A 22,514-nucleotide genomic window follows, 5' to 3' on the forward strand; every position below is an offset into this window, starting at 1 on the left:
GAGTTAGTCGGGATAGATGGTTTCACGTATGACGGAAAGCCCTTTCTGCTTGGCCATTCCTTCCAGCATCAGCATGAACTCGTTTCTTTGGGACACGCTGGGCAATTGGAAGAAATAGTAGCGGCCCACCCGACTGTGAAAAATACCGTTATAGGCGACTCGGAACAGCAGTTCGTAATTGGTCAGATCGACGGCGTCAACCTCGGGAGGCAACTGGTAAAAACAGGACCGGGTGAGGTCTAAGCGTTTGGGTAGTTTCATGGTTTGAGCTGGCTTACCAATAGTTTGCCTGTGTGCGAACACCATTTCAGGCCGTGCAGCGGACAGGTAATCGCCCCATCGACCGGGGCAACGCTGGACAGATCAGCCCCTTGGTGCGGACAGAGGCGCTTAGGCCCCAGCGTTGTTTTCTGGTAGGCCTGCTGGAGCCGGTCATACCATGGGGGTATGTGAACCGGAAAAGTGCCGAAGTCCCGAAAGCAGTACATCCGACGCTTCTGAATGGCCTGAACCTCATTGACCTCGCCTTCCGTATGCAGCACCTGCCCGAACTCAGCACCGGCAGAGCGGCAAAAGGTGGCATCCGCATACGCAGCTGGTGAGACAAACCGCCAGTCGATGTGGTAATGCTCATGGGGGAAGTTCAGGATCTTATCATCGGCGTGTTTCGGCCCGATGATGGGTACGTACCTGAGCCCGTTCCATTTACTGGCCAGCACGGCAACCAGCACAGTATATGATTTGCCCACCACGTAGGGCTGTTGCGCAGCGGTGGGCGTATCTTGATTAGCTATGTTCATAATTACCAGCGTAGTAGGCAAGCTGATCGACGCGTTCGAAGGAGCCGTCAGTGTATTTGAGGATATAGTCACCAAAGGCTACGTCAATCTGACCCGTATCGGTTGGAATGAACAGACCGCTCACGGCTCGTAGTGGCGGCTTTGACCAAATTTTACCGCCGCACCAGTCTCTGACTTCAGCCTGATTCTCCCACGTTAGTTGCCGGGCCTCCAAAAGTGTCGATGAAGCCAGTTGTTTTGTAATGGGCATTTCATCGTAGGTACGTCCGTTAAGCAGCCGGCCGGTGAGCTTCTTGTTCTTGCCACCCCACTGTTTGAAGAAAAAGGCGATGCCTTCTTTTTCGCACTGAAGGCGGATGGCCTCCACCCACTCGTGTTTCATGGGCCGCGCCCGTCGGCTGGACTCTCCACCGACGATGACCCAATCGACGCCTACGATGTGATGGGCAGGTATAGGCCCAATGAGCGGCTCGATAGACAGGAACTTGACTTTGGCATCCGTTTCCTGCAAAAACGTGATCCGGTCAAGCTGCTTATCGTCTTCGACCGACGTACCCAGCCAGATGTTATCGGGCCAGATTAGCTGTGAGGAGAATTCGTAGGCTCGTTCGGGTCTTTTGGTCAGCACCTGAAAGATGTGCTGGGGCTGGGCAATCATTGCCGCGAATGCCTGCTGAATGAACTCCAGCGGTATGTCCTTGTGAAACAGATCACTCATCGAATTGACAAAAACGATGGTCGGTTTTCGGCCGAAGGTGCGCTTTAGCTCATCGGGGTGAGTAACCACTACGTTAAACGGTTCGGCGTATTTTGCCTGACCCATGGCCCGAAGCCGACGGTGCATTATTTCGGCGTAACAGTCCCGGCAACCCGCGCTGATCTTGGTACAGCCGGTGGTCGGATTCCAAGTCTGCTGAGTCCATTCTATTGATGATTGAGCCATGATATTATGCGGCTATTAACCGATTTGTTATCTTTGCGTCTTGTAGTAAATTTACACCTTTTACACCCTTTAAGCAAATGGCTAAGGAAGTGATTACAGTTAAAGTGACACCCGAAACAATCAAGGCTGTCCGGTTAATTGCCGCCCTGACAGAAGAGAAGCAATACGAAGTACTTGAACGGCTGGCGGTGGCTGAACGCGACCGGTTACAGCCACCGCCAGCCCCGATTAAGTAATGGCGGTTTCCAATTGACGCTGCTCAGCTTTTGGCAACGCGCCAGCCGGTTCAAAATCCGATACGTGATCGAATGAACTGAGTCCTCTCAGGGGAACAAACTCGCCTTTCTGATTCTGCACACTTACCGTGACATCGCCACCGATAATCGTTGTTTTGCCCGTTTCGACGGGCTTTTCGTCTTCCAGCGCATCGTGGGGCACCACTTCCAGAATGGGCGTCAGGTTGATGTCGGTGATCTCCACCGGGACCAGCATGGAGCTAAGTTGCTCCGTAATTCGCTCGTGGGCTTCCTTCAGACTGGCCGCGTTGATCAGCATCACGTTGTTGACTTTCTTGGCGACACCTTTGGCCGTTTCGGTCATGTAGAAACCCTTCACCTTGTACCAGTTGTCTCCTCCTTCGATGTGGAAGACATCACTTAGGCGCATGGGGCGAATGCTGACGATCTCAAAGTCGGGCGTGTTGTCGGCCACAATTCGGTAGAGCCGGGCCTCGGCATCGGTGTAGGAAACCGCATCGATCAGATACGACTCCTTTATGGTTTTCAGGCGGGGGGCGTCGGCGCCCTTGCGCGTGTCGACGGCCACTGAGTCGTCTTGTTGCTGGTAGCGGATGCTACCGATGAACCAGGTTGGCATATGATTGGGGTGTTTAACGAGTTAGTTGATTAATTCAGGGGCTTGCCAGCCAGCCAGGCCGCTTCCGAGTTTTCGCGAAAGAGGATACCGGCCACGGTGATCAGGTCGACGTTGTTGGTATTGCGGTAGTAGATGCCCAGCCCGTCCATCTGATTATGCACCAGCGGCAGCAGCACCACCGCCTCGGTTCGACCGCCTTTGATTTCTGCTCCATCCGTGGCCAGCCATTCGGTGATGCAATCGGAGAGCATGAATGGGCCGTCAATCGGCCAGTCGGTTTCGGCCAGGCAGCTGGTCTGGATATGCTTCCAGAGGGCTTTGAGCAGGTTGTTGGGCAGACAGAGCGTACCGGGCATCAGCCACGGGCGGGCGGGTGTTTCGGCGATCAGATCGGCTACAGGGGGTGGCAAGGTTGTTATCATGCTGGTAGTAGGTCACCAAATAGGGTTAGCGCACTCAGACTCAGTTCAGCACTCCGAAGATGCTTGGCGCCGTCTTTCCAGTAGGCGGTGTAGAGTTCGGTTAGAAACGCTTTGCGCTTCATCCGGACGGCCTGATAGCCTGTCGAGCCAATGCCGCCAAAAGGATCAGCGACTAGCTCACCGGGGTTGCTGTAGCGTTCAATTGCCCGTTCGATGATATCCAGCTGAAGCGGACAGATATGTTTACCGTTGCCCTTTTTAACCTGCTCAGAATTGAGGGTCCGCATCCGGGTGATGTCATCCCAGATATCAGGGGAGTTTGCCTGGGGTGGGATGGCCATGAACGTACTGGGTAACTTTTGAAGCTCATCCAATTGCTCACAAATGGCCACGTGCCGCTGGTAGTCGTAGCGCTCGGTGGCCTCCTGCATTTTCCAGAGCTTGAGAATATCCCGTAAATCCAGCCGCCGCAGTTGCTCTTCACTGATCAGGCGGGCACCCGACGTCTTCCAATGAGCATGAGCATCCAACTGCCAACGCCCCCGGCTGTAGGCTTCCTTGCTGTGTTGCACAGGTTGATCGGCGTAGGCATTACCGCTACTGGTAGGTGCTTTGCGGAAAATGAGCAGGTATTCGGGCAAACCTGCCCCCATTTTTGTCATATCCTTGCAGGCCTCCGACCATCCCAGCCGGTAGGTCTGGTTATTTTCCTGCACCACGTCGGTATCGATAGTGATTCGGGTTAGCAAATGGAATCCGTGCTTGCGAAAGGCGGCCGTCGTCTCGTCGCTGAAAGGGTCGATGCTGGTAAAACCTGTTCCGTTCATGTAGCTATACCGGATCCGGTCTTTGACGTGAATGGCGGCGATTCTCCCTGGCTTTAGTGTTCGGTAGAGGCTGGGGATGAGGAAATCCATCTGCTCGAAGAACTTCTCGTTAGTCTGGTTGTGTCCGAAGCAGTTATAGTTTTCCGAATATTCGTAGTGGTTGCCGAAGGGAATCGACGTCAGGATAAAGTCGATGCTGTCAGATTCTTTAGTCATCCATTCCGCTACGCAGTCGTTGTTGACGAATTCCCAGTTTTCCCCGCTAGCCACCTGCCGACCGGTGAACATTTCCCGTTTCAGCTCTTCAGCATACAGATCGCTGTTGAGGCCGTGGCGCTTGATGATGTCGGTCATCTCGGTTTGCAGCGTGCGATGGTTTTCCCACTTCTGCATCAGCGTTTTATAAATCTCATCTTCTGCATCGGTGTAGATGATGTGCGCCTCGCAGGCCTGCGTTTGCCCGAACCGGTAGATGCGGTGCATGGCCTGAATGAAATCGTTGAATTTGTAGTCGATGCCTACGTAGACGGCCTTATGGCAATGGTATTGCAGATTGGTGCCCGAGCCGGCAATGACGGGTTTAGTCGAGAGATATTTGACCCGACCCTGAGCAAACCCCGTCAGCGACTCTTCCCGGGCGTCGATGGGTTGCGATCCCCACACCGATTGGCAGTTTTTACCGATGAGTTTCTGAATGGCATGACGCTCTGATTCCAGCGTGTGCCAGATCAGCCAGTTATCATCCAGCGCATTCTGTAAGACCTCGTCCAGTTTGGTAACGCGGTAGGTTAGTGAATCCCGTTTTTCCTTGGAAGCGTCCACCAGCGACTTGGTGGTATCGGCGACCAGCGACGACTGACGCGTTTTTTTGTCCACTTTCACCTCACGTGGGAAGGTGATACGGTGAGGAACGATCGTCAGATTGGGAAGGTCATACCCGGTATCATCATAGCCCAGATCGGAGGGCTTGGTGATGAAGCAGGCCCACGAGCTCATCCACAGCCAGAACTCCTTTTCACGACGGGCGTAAAGCGTCAGATTACCGGCCGTCGTGCTATCGCGCTCAAAAAAGCGGGTAAGCGCCTGCCCACGGTCCATGATGCCCAGGTAGTCGGCGTAGTTAATCAGTTCCAGAAACCGGTTAGGGGAGGGAGTTGCCGTGCAGACAAACCGGAAAGGCACCTGTTCGAAGGTATCCAGAATGGTCTGAGTAGTTTCGGTATCCAGCGACCGCAGAATGCTGGCCTCGTCAAAGCACACTACGCTGAAGAACTTGGGATCGATCTGACCGCGACGGATCCGTTCGTAATTGGTGATGAAGAAATCAGTTTCATCGGTCAATCCATCATTTGTCGTGATGTAGCGGATGTCATCAATGCCCAGCATTTTTCCGTCCCGGGCAAATTCATGCCGTACGCCCAGCGGACAGACGATCAAGGCTCGACGATTGGTATGAGCAATGATCTGTCGACACGTTTCGATCTGAATGGCCGTTTTGCCGAGGCCAAACGAAAGGAAATCAGCCCGGCATCCACCTTGGCAGTTCCAGATGACCACATCGCGCTGATGAGGCTTTAGAAGTGGGTGCAGAAGGGCGGGATCAAGGTCGAACCCCGTCTTGGGTGCCAGGCTGATTTTTGCCTCTAAAAATTCCTGATAACTTGACATAATGATCTGATTAGGCCGAACGCTCCCAAAGCTGGCAGGCAGCCGCAGGTACGTTCGGGATGTGGTAGATTGGGTGTTAAGACCGCCTTTTGAGTTCGTTCTTGACGATCGCTAGTGTTGAGTCCGCCCCTCGCTGATGAGCTTGCCGCCCGACATCCTGAAGAGCTTCCAGACTCATGTGGGGTGCATTCACTTGCAGGGCACTATCGTATTCTTCGGCCGTGAATGCCTGCTCAATGACTGGGCTGGCTTTGGTCCGCATCGGCCGGGGGGGCTGGTAGCTGATCACCGGTGTGATGTAGCCCCCCGTATTTCCTTTCAAGCGCAGGTTAATGGCTTGCGTGACGATGGCCAGTGTGCTTTGCAAATTGCGAAGCCGGGCCTGCTCCTCGATTTTTCGTAGCAGATCCATCTCCAGTTCGTGGGCATTTTCGGTGAGCCACTGGTCGTATTTGGCTGAGTTATGAGCGTATTCCAGTACCGTGCGGCCGGCAGGCTTCTGAGTGAGTCGATGAAGCGACTGACGTACCTGTTCGGCCTGCTCACTGGTTAACTGCCCCTCGTTAACGGCCTCGGATAGCAGGTTGCCCAATCCAGGTGTGGAGCGTTTTAATTCTCCATTCCAAGCCACCCTCTGCTGTTCTAGCCAGTCTGCCTTCTCGTCCAGATACGCCCGAAAAAACCGCGTAACTACCGTAGAATCGATGCGATTGTAGTCGGTCCCGTAATGGCCCATCTTCGCCCGTTTCAAACACAGAATGAGGTCTTTCAACGTATCATGGGGGAACGTCTCGGTAAAAAGATCAGCGCACTCGAACAGCTGCCGGGCAGTCATCTGCTGGCTGGCATTCAGCGAATCGTTATAGAGCTTGAGCACCGCGCAGATCAGTTTGGCCGTCAGGGCTTCGCCGTGTTCCTTCACCATTTTTTTCAGCGTTACGGCCGTAGCCGCAACGGCGATGGTTAATGGCTTCTGGATGCTCATCAGGCTCAGGAACGCTTTTTCAGGCAATACCTTCATTTCTGAGAGCTTAACTGCTGTAGTATCCGTCAATGAGTTGATCAAGCTCCTCTCCGGTGTTTCCTTGATCACCGTTATGGCGGCGGTTGCGGCGGCTGGTTGTTGCGTTTGCATTGCGATCAATGATTTCGTCGTGAAAAACCTCTTGGGATAAATAATTAGCCGGAAGTGGCCGGTACTGTTTCTCGGTAACCTGAACGAAGGCCTGGGTATGGGTCCAGATCGTTTGAAGCGTCTGGTCGTCGAAAAGCTCCCAGAGGGCTCGAGCCTGTTTTTCCTGAGCCTGATGGCCGTATGTCTCAAACCACCGTGAGAAGGGGATAACTCGTCCTTCCATCCGGGATCGGAGCGTGAAGGGGTCACCCCGAACGGGGCGGCTGGGCAGCTGTGGAATCACCTCTTCTGCCAGCACCTCAACCACCTCATTTTTTTTTGCTTCTACCGACAGACCCCTCAGCGCTTCACACACCCCCTTTAGAGAGAGAATAAAAGTCTCTTTATTGTCTCTTATATAAGGACATGGTGTCAAAATCTGACACCTTTCGGCGGTGTATACTGTCAAAATCTGACACCTTTTAAATCTAAAGGTGTCAGATTTTGACACCTTTTCAGGCATTAAACTGTCAAAATCTGACACCTTTTTCGGGCTTAAGGTGTCAGATTTTGACACCTTTTTTGTTTGGCCGTGTTCATCAAACAGCCAGTATTCAGGTCGAACGCCCCGCCCTTTAGCTTCCCCATCGAAGCCGATAACTCCGCGACTGACTAGTACCAGACGAGCCGATTTCAGCGTGTTCAGCGAGAGACCAACTGCCTTACACAACTCATCATTCTCCAGTCGCAATGACGCAGGCCAAACCGTGCCATTCCCTTTCTTACTGAACAGGTGAAGGAGGCACGTGTATAGATGCGTTTGGGCAGGCTCGAACTTTTGAGTTGCGTGCATGGACCAGTAGCGATTAAGAAGGTTGATGTATTTCACAGTAGTCGGCAAAAAAGCAAAACTGGCTAATCAACCAGATCGTCGATTGGGCGTACAGGGATGAACAGATCCCTTGAATCGGTCGTGAACGTAATGGGCTGGAACTGGTCTTTCCACGTTAGCTGAGAAGCCCATAGTTTGCCTGTCCTGAGCAACCGGACGCGTTGCCAAGGTGTTAGTGCCCAGCACGTGATAAATTGGCCGTATGGCTCCCGCAGATACAGGGCAGGTAACGTCTTGTACTCGGGCTGATGCTCAGCCAGCTTCATGTTGCGCTCCGGAAAGTCGGTTGCCTCCAGAATGGTGGTGATGGGCGTACCGTCCTCGCTGTACTGTGGGGCTGTCAGCCAGTAGTAAAACGTCATCGCTGCTACCAGCAGGCTGGCAATCAGAATATACAACAGGATATGCATAGGATTCGTGGTTAAGGTGATCAATCCAGATAGTACTCCCCTTCGTCTTCCTGCTGGCCATAGGGGTAATTCAGCAGGTCCGCGACGATCTTATTGGTGTCGGCCGGGAAATTGGCCCGGTGCAGCATCCATTCCAGAAAATCGGGGTAATCCAGTGCAGGCTGGTCTTTGTACTTCCCAAAGCCATAGCGAACAACCCCGTCGTTATCATAGTAAAACTTACCCGAGATGTCGGCTACCTTGCGGCCGTAATTGGTATAGATGGCCAGTTCTTCAATAGTTTCTGGCAGGTCTGGGTAGCGGCGTAATTGCTCAACAAATACCTCGGATGTGGCTAGTGAATCGATAGTGGCTGAATGGGCGCCATCATGCTCCCGGCCGAGGTATTTCCGCACGGCTGCCGATAAGCTCCGGGGATGCTTGATCTTGAAGAGATTCCCCACGTCGATCATCTGGAAGGAGCCTGGCCCCCAGTAGATGCCACACCGCGCAAATTCATTATAGAGCAGCGGTACATCGTAGAAGTTGGAGCCGAAGCCGGCCACGTCGCAACCCATTAGGAAATCGAACAGCTGCCTGGCTACCTGATGGAAGGGCTTTGCGTTATTGGCCCTCAACACCTCCGCCGTAATGCCATGGATGGCGATCGATGCCGCCGGTATTTCCCGCTGCGGATCGATGTACATGGCCAGGTGCGTGGTATGCGGCCCGGCTGTAACGGGAAGGTGGTCTAGTGAAGCCACTTTGTGGAGGCTGATCTGCACGATGCGATCGGTCTCCCGGTCTAATCCGGTTGTTTCCGCATCGACGAAAACAAGGGGTCTGGTTAGTTGAAGCATGTGTTAAGCGATTAGGCAAGTGGATTGTTGTGCGGGTTGCCCGGGTCGGCGGTTCTGACCGCAGGTGAAAACCGCTGCGTGGTCGGGTCGTAATCGATCCATTTGTCGAAGGCTACTTTCACCATCCGATTCAGCATCTTGGTCTTGATCGGATCGCTGATGCCTGGCAGGCCATCCCTGAGTAGCAGGTAGTGTCGCTGCCAGGCACTGATGTTATCCGCATCCAGTTTGTCAACGTCCATGTGCCATTTGTTGGCCGCGGCCTTTTGCTCCTCAGTGGGTTCGACGGGCGGCGTGGTCGTTTTTGGCAGCTTGGGCGTGGTCTTCAGCTGGTTGGCTGTTTTGACCTCTACACCAGCCACAGTGCCATTCACAAGGGCCAGCGCCATGGCTTTCTTGTCGATGACACCCGCATCGACAAGCGCAGAGAGTGCGCCACGCCGGGCTATTTCATACACCTCATCCGCTGTCATCACCTGCGGCAAGGCTTCGTCGATTGGTTCAGTGGTGACCATACGTCAAGAGATAAATAATGGAGTAGAGCAGCGCGGCAATCGTCAGCGGAGGAATGACGTAGCTGACAACGGCCTTAAATGCGCGATCGTGATTCATAGTGAAGTCCCCCGGTGACGCTGCCATCCACCAGCAGTGGAGGCAGTCGCGATTCTATCCACACCATTACTACCTCGAGAGGTAGAATCGCTGCACAGTTCAGGCAGCGTCACCGGGTTGTTATTGGGTTGGTCCGCAGACGCTGCCGCCCGGGAAACCCAGAACGGCAATCGTGTCTAACACCACTGTCACTCGACAGCGTCCACGGAAAATGACTTATATACGAGATTTGTAAAACAAGTGTCGCGACTGGTTATAGGTAAAACCCATGGCCCTGGCATGCGCATGAACACCCTTCCAGCACTCGACGTATTGGGGTGAACCCGAGGCCCACTGGTGAATGCCCGGCTCACCCTTGGCGCCTTTCAGCAGTTTGGCTAGTAGGGCCGTCAGCTGCTCAGGCTTGCCGGCCTTATCGACAGCGGTTTTAAAGGCCGCTACGCTGGAAAATTCCGGCGAGGCAGGTACGTTGCTCATGGCTGGTCGACGGGAGCTGTGACCAGAATCGCTTCCAGATCAGCCGGTGAATAGTTAATGCCCTTCAGCGTTTTACGATCGCCATCACGAAAGACCAGGTACACACCGTCGACCTCTTTATAGGTCGAGGTTTCGCCTTTCCCCGCAAATAGCGCTACCGTGGCTATAGCTTCCTCTTCGGTCAGACAGGCTTTGCTCATGTTGGAGCGGTGTACCTCGCAGAAGAGTGCGCCGAACTTCTCGGCTAACCCAAATTCCAGTACTGCCCCGGATAACACGTACTGCAAATCGCAGAGGGCATCAGCAATGCCGACCAGATCCCGAACCCTTATAGCCGTGACCAGCTCTTCCAACTCCTCTTCCAGCAGATTGATGCGCAGGGCACACCGGTCAGCGGCCGGGATTTGCGGCGCATCCAGTACCGGGCTTTGGAAGGTGTGGTGGAACTGCTTAACCAAGGCCAGATAATCGACCGGATGCGGAACGTACTGGCGACCTGGCTCGGCCAGCGTTCCTTGGTACTGGGCTTCCCATACATCCAGAACACCACGCAGGTTGTCGGTCATTCCGGCTACATTGAGCAGGTCCGACAAATACATACCAGCAACGCTCTCTGCGTGACGAAACCCGCTCCGGTAGACATCGGCTATCATTTTGACGCCGTTACGCTGAATCTCCAGCGGTTGCACTTCTACAGACTTATTCATACTTTTGATTTGTTAGACTTAGTAATCTGATTTACTCATGGGCCCCAGCACCGTTCGCGCGGTTTGTTGGGGTTTTTCTTGTTAGGGCTGTCTTGGCACTGATCTTGACAAAGCCCGTTTTTATATATTGATTCAGTTCACTCTTATAGAAAAACAGTATGCCGCCCCGCTTATAGCGGGGTATATCGTCATTGTGCCGTACGGCCGATGCGCTAATGCCCAGAAATTCGGCAGCCTGCTTGGTCGTCATTGGCTTTTCTACCTCGACTCCGCCCGAAATGCCTCCCTGAACAGGATTATTTAACAGCTGACGGAGCAGGGTCTCCATATTGTTCTGCTTTTCAAGCATCAACTCAAAGGGATTTTCCATTTAGCTCATTGGTTGACTGGAGCATTCGCTGTTGAACGCGGCCGCGAATGGACCAAATAGTAGACCGTGACTTGATATTGTACTTTTTCATCAGGATCGAATCGACGACCACCGGCATGGCTTCCGGTTGGCTGATCAGTTGCTGGTAGTCATTATAGATCCGTTGTTCCTTATCCCGACGTGCTTTGATATAAGGCGTTAATAGCGATGCAGAGCCCATGTTAAGAAGGTGGTTGGTTTAGCGTCTGTAGGTAGTGGCCAATTGCCATCACCCGGTCGGCTGTTGCCTGCTTCTCTTCAGGAGTCATCCGAGTCACAGCAATATCGATAAGTGGTCGAACCAGCGACCGCAATACAGGATTATCCCGGTTAGCCTGACAGAAATCAGCGGCTTGGGCAAGTTCATCGATAGTTACGTCGGTCGGAATTAGCTGAGCGAGTGTCATAGTACAGTGCTGGTTAAACTGGCCGCAGGAGATTGAACCAATGTTGATGCGGCCAACATGTCCCACTTTTTCCGAATAGCTTCCAATCCTTTTGAGGTGACAAACAGCTGAGGGTATGCCGTATCGACGCCACCCCGATCGAAACTTTTCTGGCGGACCAGAAACCAGCCTAAGTCAACATATTGCTGGTAGGGTCGGTTATGCTCCCGTTGGTAGAAGACGATTCGTTGCGCCCGTAAAAAGGCGAACAGGCGATTCTGACCCGTTCCGATCTGCTGGGCCACCTGGGCTATGGTGAACGTGCCTTCCGCGTTCATGGTCCGGTCGTATTGCTCGATCTTTGGTTTGGCGGCTTTCAGCTGAAGCTCTACCTGTTCTTTGGCCTCAATCTCAGCTGCCAGCATCCGCAAGGCTTCGGGCATTGTCTGGGGAAGATAATGCGGGGCGGGGGGCAATGTCTCGGTTACCTTCAGAACCAAATCTTCGGCCCAGTCACGAAACCGTTTTGCCCGATCAGACTTGATGAAAAAGCCCAGCCGAACCACGCCCCGTTTAGTCCAGTACGTATCTGCCTGATTCCTAACAGCGTTTGGATTCCTCACGCTGACAAAATGTTTGCCTTCGATCAGTTCTTCGGAATGCGTTGACTTATGATAACGGATCGTTTCGGCAGATACGCCATACCCCACTGCAACCTCAGCCGAGGTCAACGCCCATTCATGCACAGCATGGGGGCGTACGTTTAGCGTGATATCGTCGAACTGAAGTTGCATAGCTAAATGAGACATTGTGCCAAATGGCACAGTTTAGGGCAAAAAAATATCCGAGTACCGTTCTTGGACAAGCTCTTTCTTGTCTTCCAGGGAGACCAAAACATCATGGACTTTTTTCATCGTGTCAATTTTTGGATTTGTCTCACCACCCAAAATTGTCTTAAGTCGCTGTCTACTAATACCCATTTCCCTAGAAACGGTAGTATAGCCTCCTTCGATATCCGTTACACGCTTACGAAGAAGCTTATAATTGTACTTCATAGCCTTGACATTTGCCGTTTATCCGTTATTTTAACGTTGCGCTAACGTTGCGTTAGCCGTTTACACAAACATTGTCATCAAAGATACAGACATTTTGAGATATTTGGCACACTCAACAAAAAAAATATCACATGACAGTGATTACATCGGCTTTATTCATGAATAAGGACCTGGCGCTTCAAGATAGACAAGCGGCGGATCGACTATTAAAGATTTTCGAATCAAATAATTGGGATCAAGCCGAAGTGGCTCTCAAACTGGGTTACGAGCGTACCATTGTCAATAAGTACATCAACGGGAAGCAAAAGATTTCGGACAAATTCCTCTACAAACTGCAAGAGGTCTACAACATAAGTAAAGAATTTATCAAGACCGGAGCAGGACCGCTTGTTGTTACACCTCCAGCTGTGCCAAATACACCTCAGCCGCCAATGGACAACCGAACGTATAAAATTGAGGCAATTCCCATAGAATTGAACCCTGACGGTGATGTAACCAAAAACTGGCGGGGTTCTGAGTTCGTCGATCTGCCTAACGGCATGGTTATGATGAGTGTACCGCTCGTTGATCAATTTGCTTATGCTGGCTATCTGTCCGGCTGGAAAGATCCCGAATTCCTTCACGAATTGCCAAAGTACTCATTCGTTACTCATAAACGCCACGGAGGCAAGTACATGGCATTCGAGGTGCGTGGCGATAGCATGGACGACAATACCAGAGATGCAATCTGTGAAGGCGATGAGGTGTTGGGTCGAGAAGTTGAACGGCATTTCTGGAAAAGCAAATTTCACCTCCATCGGTTCGAAGATTATATCATTGTTCATCAGGATGGGATTATCACAAAACGAATCGTTGCTCACGATGTAGAAAACGGCATCATCACCTGCGTGTCAATTAACCCTAACAAAGACCTTTATCCTGACCAAGAAATAAAATTAGCGGAGGTCTTCGAGCTATACAACATACTCAGAGTTAGTCACAATCGCCGAAGAAGGTAAAAAACGTCATTTTATATGAGTCTACTCTATAAACAAAGTACACTTTTCATATTCCTGATACTGGTTCTGGGATGTTCCCAAAAGGAATCTAAACCAGCAATTATCCCGATTCCCTCCTCGGCATTCAGCTGGATCAATACAGCCAATGGAGGGATTCAGTTTACTAACCTTTCCAAGGATGCTGATACATACACTTGGGACTTTGGCGATAAATCGGCTATCAGCACTGACAAGAATCCACGCCATACCTACGAATCGAACGGTAATTATCTTGTTCAGCTAATTGTCAAAAACTCAGCTGATACTCACTTTACGGCTAATTCTGTAACAGTTAACTCATATCCGATTCCTGTCGCCGCGTTTGATGTGGCCGTGGGAAACGATGGCAGTGCATGCTTTACTGACAAGTCGGTTAACACACTGTACTACTCCTGGAACTTTGGTAATGGAGTAACAAGTACACTGTCTTCGCCCTCATGTGTTCAATATGCTGAGAACAAGACGTATGCCATTTCTTTAACTGTCTCTGGTAAAGGAGGGGCAGCTAGTATCCAAAAAGCAGTATTGATTACAGGGGTAAAAACAAGCCCCATAGTTACGCCACCCTCAACCGGGGGGTGCGGTTCCTATAATTCAAAAACTCTTTATAAAGGACCAGAAGGTGGTTGTTACTACATAAATAGTAATGGTAATAAAACCTACGTTGATCGGTCTTATTGTAAATGTTAGCCTTATATAGTCATGAATATTGGCGTTATTCTATGTGCTATTGTCGTGGTCGGAGCCTTTTTCGTATGGATGACTGAACACGAAAAAAAGAAGGCCGAAGCTGAGAAAGTCAATCAAGCTCACAAAATTTTTGGGGAGCAACTTGAATCGACCTATCGCCTAGCCCTCTTATCGAATGATAAATCAAAAGCATTAGAAGCTGGTCGGGCGTATTATGGTCATTTGCGGGGAGGTAGTTTAACAATCTATGATGAGCAGGCCCTTTCGAATGATCTGAGTGCTATGAAAGCAAATTGAAAATTGGTTGATTATTGACTTTGTTGTATCTATTGACACCTATTCCTAAACCAGTATGGATTTCAAAGACCAGATTAAACAACTTGCTGACCGGGTGGCTCGGCTAAAGGATAACATTCAGACCGAAGAGGCCACGAAGACTTCGCTGATCCTGCCTTTCCTTCAGATGCTCGGTTACGATGTATTTGATCCCTTTGAAGTTATTCCAGAGTTTATCTCTGACATAGGCACTAAGAAGGGAGAGAAGGTCGACTACGCCATTATGCGTGAAGTCAACGGTACGCCTGAGCCCTGTATGCTCATGGAATGTAAGCATTGGAAACAGTCGCTTACCCTCCACGATAATCAGCTACTGCGCTATTTCCACGTTACTAAGGCCCGCTTCGGCATCTTGACAAACGGCATCGTTTACCGGTTTTACACGGATCTGCAGGAGCCTAATAAAATGGACGAGAAGCCATTTTTAGAAGTCAATCTGTTAGACCTTCGTGATAACCAGATTGAGGAACTGAAAAAATTCAGCAAACCTTATTTTGACGTTGACAATATCGTATCGACAGCCAGCGAACTCAAATATACTGGCGAGTTCAAAGCATTGATTCAGCAGGAACTGGCCAATCCATCGGACACGCTGGTCCGCCACTTTGCCAAGCAGGTTTATAGCGGTCAGCTTACTGCTAAGATGATGGATTATTTTACCATACTTATCCGGAAGTCGTTCCAGCACACGTTCAGCGATCAAATAACCGATCGCCTAAAAACTGCCCTAATCAACGAACAGCCCGAATCAGCACCGGCCTCGACTGAACCGATAAGCGTCAGCAGTTCCGAAAAGAAGGCAGCCATTATTGAAACAACACCTGAAGAACTGGAAGGCTTCTACATCGTCCGATCTATTTTAAGACCGTTTGTTACCGCCGAGCGGATAGGCCATCGGGATGCACAGACCTATTTTGCTATTCTGTTGGATGACAATAATCGCCGTCCGATCTGCCGACTGTATTTCAACGGTCAAAAAAAGTTTGTCACCACATTCGACGGAGACAAGAAAGAAATCAGACACGACTTATCCAGCCTTGATGACATATATGCTATTTCGGATGCTTTGCAACAATCATTGAATTTGTACTTGAAGCCAATCACAAAAGCTGAATAGCTATAAATAAAATTCTGATTTCATGCCTTCCCCTGGAAAAGAAAAAACCGACGCAATTAACCTGGCTGTCAAAAATCGATTCTTTGAGGCGATAGACGCGCTGGTTGTTCTGGGAAAATTGGGTGGCATTAAGTCATTCGCTACCAAGTATGAGTTGAATCAGGGTAACTTTTTCCGGCTTCGTACTAATGATAAATGCGATATAGACGTAGCCTACCTGTACTGGTTGATCGAAGACTTTGGCATACACTCACGTTGGCTCATTACAGGAGATGGACCCATGTTCGCAGTCAAGGCCAAGGGCCAAGCTAACAAAGTGCCCTCATAGTAATGAATCCCTAAGCATCGTTTTAACCTCATCGTCCTCAAAGTCACTTAGGTACGATTCGGTCGTTCGAAGCGAGGAGTGGCCATACTTGTTCTTAATCAAGTTGAGGTCGGCGCCTGACTTCAGTAAAGCAGATCCAAACGAGTGCCGGGCCGCGTAAGTCTTCACCTCCTCGGCAATACCTATTTCTTCCCCCAGCCGAGCCATATACTTATTAGTCAATTTGATGATCTGCTTGGTCGTTGACCGTTGCTGGCGGGCATCCATATCCGGAGTCAGGAAAGGGAATACAAAGTCCGAAGAGCCCTTCGCCGCGTTTCCCCAACGGTCAATAATTTGCCTAGTCTCGGGAAACAGAGTCGCCACGATCTTGATCTGATTGCCCCGCTGGGTGCGGCTGGTTTTCTTCCGGATAACCGTAATGGTCTCATCAGCATAGTTGATCTGGGACCAGCGCATCTGGCAGATGTCGGCAAAGTTGAGGCCGTTACTCAGGTAGGAGAAAACCCACAGATCGCGCGAACGCTCAGCCATGGAACCCGGCTCCAGCTGATGACTGCGAATTTCGCGGATGATATCCCGCTTCAGTGCTTTTTTGGGATTGCGGCCAGCCGCCACAACGTACCCACCCCGACCAAACGGATACAGGTCGGCCGGCACAATTTTCTTACTGATAGCTTCATTGAACGCCGTCCGGATTGATCGGGAATAAATGCCGACTGTTGTCAAACTGGCAGCCGTCGGCAAACCGTCTTTTTTCTGGGACGATTTACCAGCCCGCAGCATCCATGTTTCGTAAGCTTCCAGAAATGCGGGCGTAATCTGCTCGAAGCGAAGGGGAGGGGAGGGCTGCTTATGGGTGCCCAGCCACTTAGTCCGCTCTTCGGCTACCAGCTGCTGCAAAAATCTGGTCAGTGAGTTAGCGGCATCCTTGAAGGCATCGGCATTACCCGGTCTACCCTGCGCGTCGTTTTCCTCTTCTAGCCGTTTCATGACTGCCATCACCGTATGGTCATCCTGCCCGGGCTGCGTCTTATTGTAAAATTGCACCTTGAAGGCCGCAAAGGTGAAGGGGATCATCTCGCATAGTTTTTCTGCCTTTTCCAGGAATGGACTGATCTGGTCATACAGAAACCGGATCTCCTCGGAGACCCTACGCTTATTCTGTTGCTGATGATAAATGACCAGCTTGTCGTAATTCGCCGGTGAGACGACCACCGCTTCTTTAGCTGGCAGGGCATACCGCACGCGCTCCTTGCCCAGGCTTATTCTAATTTTTATCGAGTAATCGCCGGATTCAAGCCGGTCGTATGATAGTTTTACCGATGGTATGTCCGTATTCATCAGAATGGGCGAGCCGGGCTAACTCGCCCATTGCCTCGCCCATAAAGTTAACTATTATATGCCCGATTTGCACAAATCTGCATTCATCGAGATTATAACTAGCTGACTTACAACTCTTAAAACTTTATCTGCATTGATCTGCATCCGATAACCCCCCGACTTGTAATCAGTAGGTCGTTGGTTCGATCCCGACTGGGGGCTCACACAAATTAAAAATGCCTCGTTCTGACGAACGGGGCATTTTTGTTTACAGACGTGATTACTCAGTCGGTTGGGTACGTAATTATAGTTTAGCTCTGTTAAGCGGCTAATGCCTGCTCTAAATCAGCTATAAGGTCTTCTACATCCTCGATTCCTACACTTAAACGGATCAGGGTGTCTTTAAGGCCGTTTTTCTCCCGCTCTTCTTTCGGAATACTCGCGTGGGTCATGCTGGCAGGATGTGTGCACAACGACTCAACGCCGCCAAGCGACTCGCCCAACGAGAAGAGGCGAATGCTCTCCATTACCCTGATCGCTTCCGGATATGAGTCACCCTTCAGTTCAAACGATAACATACCGCCGAAACCGCGCATCTGCCGGGCGGCAAGCTCGTGACCCGGGTGTGTAGACAAACCCGGATAATATACCTGGCTTATGCGTGGGTGGGCCTGCAGGTAGTCGGCAACACGCTGGGCATTTTCGCAATGCCGCTGCATGCGAATGTGCAGGGTTTTGATTCCACGTAACGCCAGAAAACAATCTTGTGGCCCAGGTACAGCGCCACAGGCATTTTGGATAAACTTCAGTTGAGCCGCCGTATCATCGTCATTGCAAATGATAGCCCCCATGACCGTATCGGAGTGACCACCTAAGTATTTAGTTACAGAATGAACCACAATATCGGCACCCAGATCAAGCGGGTTTTGCAGGTAAGGGGAAGCAAACGTATTGTCGACAACCAACCGAAGGCCGTTGGCCTGTGTATGTCTACGCTGGGTACGTTGTGCTATGGCCCGAATGTCTACTATCCGCAGTAACGGATTGGTTGGCGTTTCAATCCAGACCATTTTGGTGTTTTCGGATAGAGCAGCTTCCAGATTGGCGGGATCATCCAGCGAGACAAATTTGAACTTCAGGCCAAGCGGCTCAAACACGCGTACCATAATTCGGTAGGTTCCACCATATAAATCGCTGCTGGCAATGATTTCGTCGCCTGGTTTGCAAAGCTTCAAAATGGCATCAGTTGCGGCCAGCCCTGAGGCATAACAGATACCGTGTTTGCCGTTTTCGAGCGCGGCCAGATTGGCTTGTAAGGCGTCGCGGGTTGGGTTCTGGGTACGTGCATACTCATACCCTTTGTGCTTCCCCGGCGACTCCTGTACATAGGTCGACGTTTGATAAATAGGGGTCATAATCGCCCCCGTAGTAGGATCGGGATGGATACCCGCGTGAATGGCTTTAGTTCCGAAGTTCATTCTTGAAGAGAGTCTTCAATATACCGTCTTCTGTTGCGCTGCTAAGTCGTGGAGCAACAGAAGACAGTATACTGAAAACTGTTAATTCGTTTAAGCAGTTACTGCCGCCAACAGATCGGCTTGGGTGATTACGTGAATGTTGTCTGAATCGTCGCGAACGAGAAGGGCCCGGTTTTCGCGGTCGATGAGTGACGAAAGTACGTCAAGAGTATTATCCAGACCCACAAATTTGAATGGTTTATCCATGACAGTCTCTACAGGTTGGTCTTTAACCGATGGGTCGTCGATCAACAGCGAGAGAATAGAGGAGTCTGTTAGGCTACCGACAATATGCCCGGTTGAATCGGTAACGGGCATCTGCGAGATACTTTGCTGGGTTAGCAGTTTGATTGCCTGGCTCACAGGTACGTTGCCTTCGATGGTTGTCAGGGAACTGTGCCCGTTTCGGCTTTTAACAATATCGCGGGCGGTGGCAAACTGCCGGGATTCCAGAAAGCCATGGTCTTTCATCCAGGTGTCGTTGTACACTTTGCCAAGGTACCGCGTGCCGTGGTCGGGTAAGATGATGACCAGGATATCCTCTTCCTGCAGATGATCTTTCGCCCACTCAAGGGCGCCATGTACGGCTGACCCGCACGACCAACCGACGAAGAGCCCTTCTTCGCGCGCCAGCCGCCGGGTCATGATGGCGGCATCTTTGTCGGTCACTTTTATAAAATGATCGATCAGACTGAAATCAACGTTTTTGGGCAGAATGTCTTCACCAATTCCTTCGGTCAGGTACGGATAAATTTCGCCCTCGTCGAAAATGCCCGTTTCTTTGTATTTCTTGAAAACGGACCCGTAGGTGTCAATTCCAATTGAAACGACCGTTCCGTTTTGCTCCTTTAAAAATTTACTGGTACCACAGATCGTACCTCCGGTTCCAACCCCCGCCGCGAAATGAGTGATCCTGCCATCGGTATCGCGCCAGATTTCGGGGCCCGTCGTTGCATAATGCGCCGCCGAGTTTGAGAGGTTGTCGTACTGGTTTGGATAGAGTGCGTTGGGAATGTCACGACTCAGGCGCTGAGCAACAGAGTAGTAGGAGCGAGGGTCGTCGGGAGTGACATTGGTGGGGCAGACAATAACTTCAGCACCAACGGCCCGTAGAATATCGATTTTCTCCTGCGACTGTTTGTCGGCCATGGTGAAGATGCACTTGTAGCCTTTGCCAATGGCAGCGAGGGCCAGCCCCATACCCGTGTTGCCCGATGTGCCTTCGATAATGGTTCCACCCGGTTTGATTCGGCCAGCAGCTTCGGCATCGTCGATCATTTGAACAGCAATGCGGTCTTTAACCGAGTTTCCGGGATTGAAGTACTCAACTTTGGCCAGGACTGTACCTCGAATGCCTTTGGTTACTTTATTGAGCTTAACGAGAGGCGTGTTCCCAATTGTGTCGATGATGGATTCGTAATAGTTCATGATGAAGTGATAGTTGCTACTCCCTATAAGACAGAAGGTACCTTAGAGGTTTGAAAGATGCAAAAATTAAACCACCAACAAACCAGCTTCTTTCCAATCGGCCCATGTTTCTGAGGCAAGTAAATTATCGGTACTGCCAAAACCCGCTTGCTCAAATTCCGTCTGGAACTGGCGATAGGTCAAGGGGACAGGCGCCTGGGTACTTAGCTTGGGCCACATGCCCGTCAGCCAGTCGCCCAGTTCTACGGGCATATCAATAACCACGTCATCCTGGCGATGCGACAGCAGTAGTTCGGCTCGTTCAACGGTTTGCTTCCCGTGCTTTATCAGTACGCGGTCGAGGCTCGGTGCGTGGCCGGGCCAGACAATCAGCGCATTAGCCCTCGGCTTGGCTACCTCGGGTTCGGCAATAGCCCGTTCAATGTAGGCGCGGGGAATCGACGTTGGCGGCACGGTGAACGTAAACCATTTCTTCAGTGGGAAATCCAGCCCAATGCCGTGCATAAAATTGAACAACGACTTACGGAGGCCTTCGCTAAATAACTCGTGATTTGCTCCGAGCGGATCATCGTGGTACAGATCATTGTCGGCAAAGGGACCCATTGTTGGGCCAACTCGGTGTACATCAAACTGCTCAGGTTGCAGCCCAACCGGTGAGTGAGCGGTCATGGCAAAGCGGTGCCAGAAGCCGGATTGAACAACACCCGCCGCAAACAACTGCCTGACCATTTCAAGCGAGTCAATGGTTTCCTGTGCCGTTTGCGTGGGGAATCCGTACATCAGATAGGCATGCACCATGATGCCTGCCTGCGTGAAATGATCCGCCACTTTAGCAACCTGCGATACTGTCACGCCTTTTTTCATTCGGGCCAGTAACCGATCAGAGGCCACCTCCAGCCCGCCCGATACGGCGATGCAGCCTGCCAGTTTTAGCAATTGGCAGAGGTCTGCCGTGAATGCTGATTCGAAACGAATGTTTGTCCACCAGACGATGGTCAGGCGGCGACGAATAATTTCCAGCGCCAGATCACGCATCAGCGCGGGAGGCGCGGCTTCGTCGACGAAGTGAAAGCCATGCTGGCCGGTTTGGGCAATCAGTTCTTCGATCCGATCACAAAGTAAATGGGCAGTAACAGGTTCATAGCGAGCAATATAGTCGAGTGATATATCACAGAAAGAACATTTTCCCCAGTAGCAGCCATGAGCCAGCGTGAGTTTATTCCAGCGCCCATCGCTCCATAGTCGATGCATTGGATTGGCCACTTCAATGACAGACAGGTACGTATCCAGCGCCAGATCACTGTAATCGGGGGTGCCGACTTCCCGTTGGGGTACGTCCTTATCAACAGCGCCGTTCGCGTAAATAACCCGCCCGGTATCATTCAGCAGAAAGGTGCGTTTTAACTCTTTTTGGGGACGGTTACCCCGAATGAACTCTATCAGCGAGCGTAGGGGCGCTTCACCATCATCAAGGCTAACAAAATCAATATAGTTGAATAATCGTGGCTCGGCCAGGCTACGGAGTTCGGTATTAGCATAGCCGCCGCCCAAAACCACTTTTACGTCGGGGTATCGCTGTTTAATATATTGTCCGCAGAGTAACGCACCAACCAGATTACCCGGAAAAGGCACTGTCAGGCAAACCAGATCGGGTACGTACTGTGCCATTTTTTGATCAAGCAACTCAAGCAGCAACGTACCTACCAGGCCAGATGGTGCCTGTAAAGTGGTGTGTAATTCGTCGAAATGGGTGGCAGAGCGACCTAAGCGTTCGGCATATCGGCTGAAACCAAAGTGAGGATCAACTACTTCGACCAGTAAATCGCTGAGGTCTTCCAGGAATAACGTAGCCAGATGACGGGCTTTATCCTGCAACCCCATCGTACCGAAGGCCCATTCCAGGTCGTCAATCTCGGCGAACCGACTGGCTTCCGGCAAATAACTCCGGCCGGTTATGGCGTGGGCCAGCGTTGGGTTTTTATGTTGCAAAAAACGAATCGTTGGCCCGATCGTAGCGGTATAGGCATCGCGTAACCGGCTGATTCGCTGACTGTTATCGGAGAGTGCTACGCCACCTGCAACAGCCTCGTCTACTGCCGCAAAAACGCGGTCTAGACCCGCCGGGGAGAAAAGCGCAAGAATGGTCTCAATGCCAAGGTCGGCCTGACGGGCAACAACGTTTCCATTCTCCCATTCGAGCGTGTTAAGATACCCTTTTAAGTACGCCGTGGCTGGGTAAGGCGTATTTAACTGGGTAAACGGCGGGGTAAGCAGCAGAACGTTGGTCAGCAAGAGGCTTGT

27 protein-coding genes are annotated in these 22,514 nt (G+C 51.2%); 5 read left to right on the forward strand and 22 right to left on the reverse strand.

The features are described from left to right. Positions 1-3: 3 nt before the first annotated feature. From J2I46_RS02000 to J2I46_RS02010, 3 genes are read right to left on the reverse strand one after another with little or no spacing between them, the layout of a single operon-like run. Positions 4-261 (reverse strand): hypothetical protein, encoded by a 258-nt coding sequence (locus tag J2I46_RS02000; RefSeq protein WP_207327253.1) that lies wholly within the window; start codon positions 259-261, stop codon positions 4-6. Continuing rightward, entirely contained in the window at positions 258-800 is a 543-nt protein-coding gene (locus tag J2I46_RS02005; RefSeq protein WP_207327254.1) for a Rieske (2Fe-2S) protein, read from the reverse strand. Before J2I46_RS02005 ends, J2I46_RS02000 begins: the two co-directional genes overlap by 4 nt. Further along, on the reverse strand, positions 787-1,743 hold the full coding sequence (locus J2I46_RS02010; RefSeq protein WP_207327255.1) for a DUF5131 family protein: 957 nt from the start codon (positions 1,741-1,743) through the stop codon (positions 787-789). Before J2I46_RS02010 ends, J2I46_RS02005 begins: the two co-directional genes overlap by 14 nt. Before the next feature lie 77 nt (positions 1,744-1,820). Between J2I46_RS02010 and J2I46_RS02015 the strand changes: the two genes are divergently transcribed. Continuing rightward, complete coding sequence (locus J2I46_RS02015; RefSeq protein WP_207327256.1) at positions 1,821-1,979, forward strand: hypothetical protein; 159 nt, start codon at positions 1,821-1,823, stop codon at positions 1,977-1,979. On the opposite strand, the gene J2I46_RS02020 is transcribed toward J2I46_RS02015, so the two are convergent. The 15 genes from J2I46_RS02020 to J2I46_RS02090 all read right to left on the reverse strand — a co-directional run bounded on the left by J2I46_RS02020 (position 1,972) and on the right by J2I46_RS02090 (position 12,437). Continuing rightward, positions 1,972-2,619 carry a DUF4494 domain-containing protein gene (locus J2I46_RS02020; protein WP_207327257.1) on the reverse strand — a complete coding sequence of 216 codons (648 nt, stop codon included), beginning with the start codon at positions 2,617-2,619 and terminating at the stop codon, positions 1,972-1,974. The two genes, J2I46_RS02015 and J2I46_RS02020, sit on opposite strands and share 8 nt — an antisense overlap. A gap of 29 nt (positions 2,620-2,648) precedes the next feature. Beyond that, positions 2,649-3,041, reverse strand: coding sequence for a hypothetical protein (locus J2I46_RS02025; protein ID WP_207327258.1), 393 nt, complete (start codon positions 3,039-3,041; stop codon positions 2,649-2,651). Then, positions 3,038-5,536 (reverse strand): DNA methyltransferase, encoded by a 2,499-nt coding sequence (locus J2I46_RS02030; protein ID WP_207327259.1) that lies wholly within the window; start codon positions 5,534-5,536, stop codon positions 3,038-3,040. Before J2I46_RS02030 ends, J2I46_RS02025 begins: the two co-directional genes overlap by 4 nt. Before the next feature lie 76 nt (positions 5,537-5,612). Next, the gene (locus tag J2I46_RS02035; RefSeq protein ID WP_207327260.1) at positions 5,613-6,671 is read right to left on the reverse strand and encodes a hypothetical protein; all 1,059 of its coding nucleotides are present in this window, start codon (positions 6,669-6,671) and stop codon (positions 5,613-5,615) included. Then, on the reverse strand, positions 6,568-7,503 hold the full coding sequence (locus J2I46_RS02040; protein WP_207327261.1) for an LvrA C-terminal domain-related protein: 936 nt from the start codon (positions 7,501-7,503) through the stop codon (positions 6,568-6,570). The genes J2I46_RS02035 and J2I46_RS02040 overlap by 104 nt, the downstream gene beginning before the upstream one ends. A 62-nt stretch (positions 7,504-7,565) precedes the next feature. Beyond that, positions 7,566-7,952 (reverse strand): hypothetical protein, encoded by a 387-nt coding sequence (locus tag J2I46_RS02045; RefSeq protein ID WP_207327262.1) that lies wholly within the window; start codon positions 7,950-7,952, stop codon positions 7,566-7,568. 20 nt (positions 7,953-7,972) lie between these two features. After that, positions 7,973-8,791, reverse strand: coding sequence for a 3'-5' exonuclease (locus tag J2I46_RS02050; protein ID WP_207327263.1), 819 nt, complete (start codon positions 8,789-8,791; stop codon positions 7,973-7,975). Positions 8,792-8,802: 11 nt separating this feature from the next. Continuing rightward, positions 8,803-9,306, reverse strand: coding sequence for a hypothetical protein (locus J2I46_RS02055; RefSeq protein ID WP_207327264.1), 504 nt, complete (start codon positions 9,304-9,306; stop codon positions 8,803-8,805). 313 nt (positions 9,307-9,619) lie between these two features. Beyond that, positions 9,620-9,880 (reverse strand): hypothetical protein, encoded by a 261-nt coding sequence (locus J2I46_RS02060; RefSeq protein WP_207327265.1) that lies wholly within the window; start codon positions 9,878-9,880, stop codon positions 9,620-9,622. Next, entirely contained in the window at positions 9,877-10,587 is a 711-nt protein-coding gene (locus tag J2I46_RS02065; RefSeq protein WP_310588974.1) for a pyrophosphohydrolase domain-containing protein, read from the reverse strand. The genes J2I46_RS02060 and J2I46_RS02065 overlap by 4 nt, the downstream gene beginning before the upstream one ends. Before the next feature lie 31 nt (positions 10,588-10,618). Beyond that, the gene (locus tag J2I46_RS02070; RefSeq protein ID WP_207327266.1) at positions 10,619-10,957 is read right to left on the reverse strand and encodes a helix-turn-helix domain-containing protein; all 339 of its coding nucleotides are present in this window, start codon (positions 10,955-10,957) and stop codon (positions 10,619-10,621) included. Continuing rightward, on the reverse strand, positions 10,941-11,177 hold the full coding sequence (locus J2I46_RS02075; protein ID WP_207327267.1) for a hypothetical protein: 237 nt from the start codon (positions 11,175-11,177) through the stop codon (positions 10,941-10,943). The genes J2I46_RS02070 and J2I46_RS02075 overlap by 17 nt, the downstream gene beginning before the upstream one ends. Before the next feature lies 1 nt (position 11,178). Beyond that, entirely contained in the window at positions 11,179-11,403 is a 225-nt protein-coding gene (locus tag J2I46_RS02080; protein WP_207327268.1) for a hypothetical protein, read from the reverse strand. Next, a complete protein-coding gene (locus J2I46_RS02085) occupies positions 11,400-12,191 on the reverse strand; it encodes a phage antirepressor KilAC domain-containing protein (RefSeq protein ID WP_207327269.1) in 792 nt (263 codons plus the stop codon). Before J2I46_RS02085 ends, J2I46_RS02080 begins: the two co-directional genes overlap by 4 nt. An 18-nt stretch (positions 12,192-12,209) precedes the next feature. Continuing rightward, positions 12,210-12,437, reverse strand: a complete 228-nt coding sequence (locus J2I46_RS02090; RefSeq protein WP_207327270.1) for a helix-turn-helix domain-containing protein — start codon at positions 12,435-12,437, stop codon at positions 12,210-12,212. Positions 12,438-12,595: 158 nt separating this feature from the next. Here J2I46_RS02090 and J2I46_RS02095 point away from each other — a divergent pair, with 158 nt between their 5' ends. The 4 genes from J2I46_RS02095 to J2I46_RS02110 are packed head-to-tail and all read left to right on the forward strand — an operon-like array spanning position 12,596 to position 15,617. After that, complete coding sequence (locus J2I46_RS02095; RefSeq protein WP_207327271.1) at positions 12,596-13,435, forward strand: LexA family transcriptional regulator; 840 nt, start codon at positions 12,596-12,598, stop codon at positions 13,433-13,435. Positions 13,436-13,450: 15 nt separating this feature from the next. Further along, the gene (locus J2I46_RS33145; RefSeq protein WP_207327272.1) at positions 13,451-14,164 is read left to right on the forward strand and encodes a PKD domain-containing protein; all 714 of its coding nucleotides are present in this window, start codon (positions 13,451-13,453) and stop codon (positions 14,162-14,164) included. Positions 14,165-14,176: 12 nt separating this feature from the next. Continuing rightward, positions 14,177-14,461, forward strand: coding sequence for a hypothetical protein (locus tag J2I46_RS02105; protein WP_207327273.1), 285 nt, complete (start codon positions 14,177-14,179; stop codon positions 14,459-14,461). A gap of 55 nt (positions 14,462-14,516) precedes the next feature. Then, the gene (locus J2I46_RS02110) at positions 14,517-15,617 is read left to right on the forward strand and encodes a type I restriction endonuclease (RefSeq protein ID WP_207327274.1); all 1,101 of its coding nucleotides are present in this window, start codon (positions 14,517-14,519) and stop codon (positions 15,615-15,617) included. A gap of 322 nt (positions 15,618-15,939) precedes the next feature. Here J2I46_RS02110 and J2I46_RS02115 read toward each other — a convergent pair whose 3' ends face one another. The 4 genes from J2I46_RS02115 to J2I46_RS02130 all read right to left on the reverse strand — a co-directional run bounded on the left by J2I46_RS02115 (position 15,940) and on the right by J2I46_RS02130 (position 22,505). Further along, positions 15,940-17,289 carry a tyrosine-type recombinase/integrase gene (locus J2I46_RS02115; RefSeq protein WP_207327275.1) on the reverse strand — a complete coding sequence of 450 codons (1,350 nt, stop codon included), beginning with the start codon at positions 17,287-17,289 and terminating at the stop codon, positions 15,940-15,942. 299 nt (positions 17,290-17,588) lie between these two features. Next, positions 17,589-18,746, reverse strand: coding sequence for a cystathionine gamma-synthase (locus J2I46_RS02120; RefSeq protein ID WP_207327276.1), 1,158 nt, complete (start codon positions 18,744-18,746; stop codon positions 17,589-17,591). A 90-nt stretch (positions 18,747-18,836) separates the two neighbouring features. Next, positions 18,837-20,213 carry a cystathionine beta-synthase gene (locus tag J2I46_RS02125; RefSeq protein ID WP_207327277.1) on the reverse strand — a complete coding sequence of 459 codons (1,377 nt, stop codon included), beginning with the start codon at positions 20,211-20,213 and terminating at the stop codon, positions 18,837-18,839. A 66-nt stretch (positions 20,214-20,279) separates the two neighbouring features. Then, the gene (locus J2I46_RS02130) at positions 20,280-22,505 is read right to left on the reverse strand and encodes a B12-binding domain-containing radical SAM protein (protein WP_207327278.1); all 2,226 of its coding nucleotides are present in this window, start codon (positions 22,503-22,505) and stop codon (positions 20,280-20,282) included. Positions 22,506-22,514 lie beyond the last annotated feature (9 nt).

This window comes from Fibrella forsythiae, assembly GCF_017353175.1.
In the GTDB taxonomy this organism is placed as follows: domain Bacteria; phylum Bacteroidota; class Bacteroidia; order Cytophagales; family Spirosomataceae; genus Fibrella; species Fibrella forsythiae.

What these genes read in the sequence shown, in the direction of transcription:
- J2I46_RS02020 (WP_207327257.1), bottom strand. Translation starts at nt 2,619, where the DNA reads ATGCCAACCTGGTTCATCGGTAGCATCCGCTACCAGCAACAAGACGAC.
- J2I46_RS02000 (WP_207327253.1), bottom strand. Translation starts at nt 261, where the DNA reads ATGAAACTACCCAAACGCTTAGACCTCACCCGGTCCTGTTTTTACCAG.
- J2I46_RS02125 (WP_207327277.1), bottom strand. Translation starts at nt 20,213, where the DNA reads ATGAACTATTACGAATCCATCATCGACACAATTGGGAACACGCCTCTC.
- J2I46_RS02035 (WP_207327260.1), bottom strand. Translation starts at nt 6,671, where the DNA reads ATGCAAACGCAACAACCAGCCGCCGCAACCGCCGCCATAACGGTGATC.
- J2I46_RS02025 (WP_207327258.1), bottom strand. Translation starts at nt 3,041, where the DNA reads ATGATAACAACCTTGCCACCCCCTGTAGCCGATCTGATCGCCGAAACA.
- J2I46_RS02090 (WP_207327270.1), bottom strand. Translation starts at nt 12,437, where the DNA reads ATGAAGTACAATTATAAGCTTCTTCGTAAGCGTGTAACGGATATCGAA.
- J2I46_RS02075 (WP_207327267.1), bottom strand. Translation starts at nt 11,177, where the DNA reads ATGGGCTCTGCATCGCTATTAACGCCTTATATCAAAGCACGTCGGGAT.
- J2I46_RS33145 (WP_207327272.1), top strand. Translation starts at nt 13,451, where the DNA reads ATGAGTCTACTCTATAAACAAAGTACACTTTTCATATTCCTGATACTG.
- J2I46_RS02105 (WP_207327273.1), top strand. Translation starts at nt 14,177, where the DNA reads ATGAATATTGGCGTTATTCTATGTGCTATTGTCGTGGTCGGAGCCTTT.
- J2I46_RS02095 (WP_207327271.1), top strand. Translation starts at nt 12,596, where the DNA reads ATGAATAAGGACCTGGCGCTTCAAGATAGACAAGCGGCGGATCGACTA.
- J2I46_RS02045 (WP_207327262.1), bottom strand. Translation starts at nt 7,952, where the DNA reads ATGCATATCCTGTTGTATATTCTGATTGCCAGCCTGCTGGTAGCAGCG.
- J2I46_RS02080 (WP_207327268.1), bottom strand. Translation starts at nt 11,403, where the DNA reads ATGACACTCGCTCAGCTAATTCCGACCGACGTAACTATCGATGAACTT.
- J2I46_RS02050 (WP_207327263.1), bottom strand. Translation starts at nt 8,791, where the DNA reads ATGCTTCAACTAACCAGACCCCTTGTTTTCGTCGATGCGGAAACAACC.
- J2I46_RS02065 (WP_310588974.1), bottom strand. Translation starts at nt 10,587, where the DNA reads ATGAATAAGTCTGTAGAAGTGCAACCGCTGGAGATTCAGCGTAACGGC.
- J2I46_RS02115 (WP_207327275.1), bottom strand. Translation starts at nt 17,289, where the DNA reads ATGAATACGGACATACCATCGGTAAAACTATCATACGACCGGCTTGAA.
- J2I46_RS02010 (WP_207327255.1), bottom strand. Translation starts at nt 1,743, where the DNA reads ATGGCTCAATCATCAATAGAATGGACTCAGCAGACTTGGAATCCGACC.
- J2I46_RS02055 (WP_207327264.1), bottom strand. Translation starts at nt 9,306, where the DNA reads ATGGTCACCACTGAACCAATCGACGAAGCCTTGCCGCAGGTGATGACA.
- J2I46_RS02060 (WP_207327265.1), bottom strand. Translation starts at nt 9,880, where the DNA reads ATGAGCAACGTACCTGCCTCGCCGGAATTTTCCAGCGTAGCGGCCTTT.
- J2I46_RS02120 (WP_207327276.1), bottom strand. Translation starts at nt 18,746, where the DNA reads ATGAACTTCGGAACTAAAGCCATTCACGCGGGTATCCATCCCGATCCT.
- J2I46_RS02110 (WP_207327274.1), top strand. Translation starts at nt 14,517, where the DNA reads ATGGATTTCAAAGACCAGATTAAACAACTTGCTGACCGGGTGGCTCGG.
- J2I46_RS02015 (WP_207327256.1), top strand. Translation starts at nt 1,821, where the DNA reads ATGGCTAAGGAAGTGATTACAGTTAAAGTGACACCCGAAACAATCAAG.
- J2I46_RS02005 (WP_207327254.1), bottom strand. Translation starts at nt 800, where the DNA reads ATGAACATAGCTAATCAAGATACGCCCACCGCTGCGCAACAGCCCTAC.
- J2I46_RS02070 (WP_207327266.1), bottom strand. Translation starts at nt 10,957, where the DNA reads ATGGAAAATCCCTTTGAGTTGATGCTTGAAAAGCAGAACAATATGGAG.
- J2I46_RS02030 (WP_207327259.1), bottom strand. Translation starts at nt 5,536, where the DNA reads ATGTCAAGTTATCAGGAATTTTTAGAGGCAAAAATCAGCCTGGCACCC.
- J2I46_RS02040 (WP_207327261.1), bottom strand. Translation starts at nt 7,503, where the DNA reads ATGCACGCAACTCAAAAGTTCGAGCCTGCCCAAACGCATCTATACACG.
- J2I46_RS02085 (WP_207327269.1), bottom strand. Translation starts at nt 12,191, where the DNA reads ATGTCTCATTTAGCTATGCAACTTCAGTTCGACGATATCACGCTAAAC.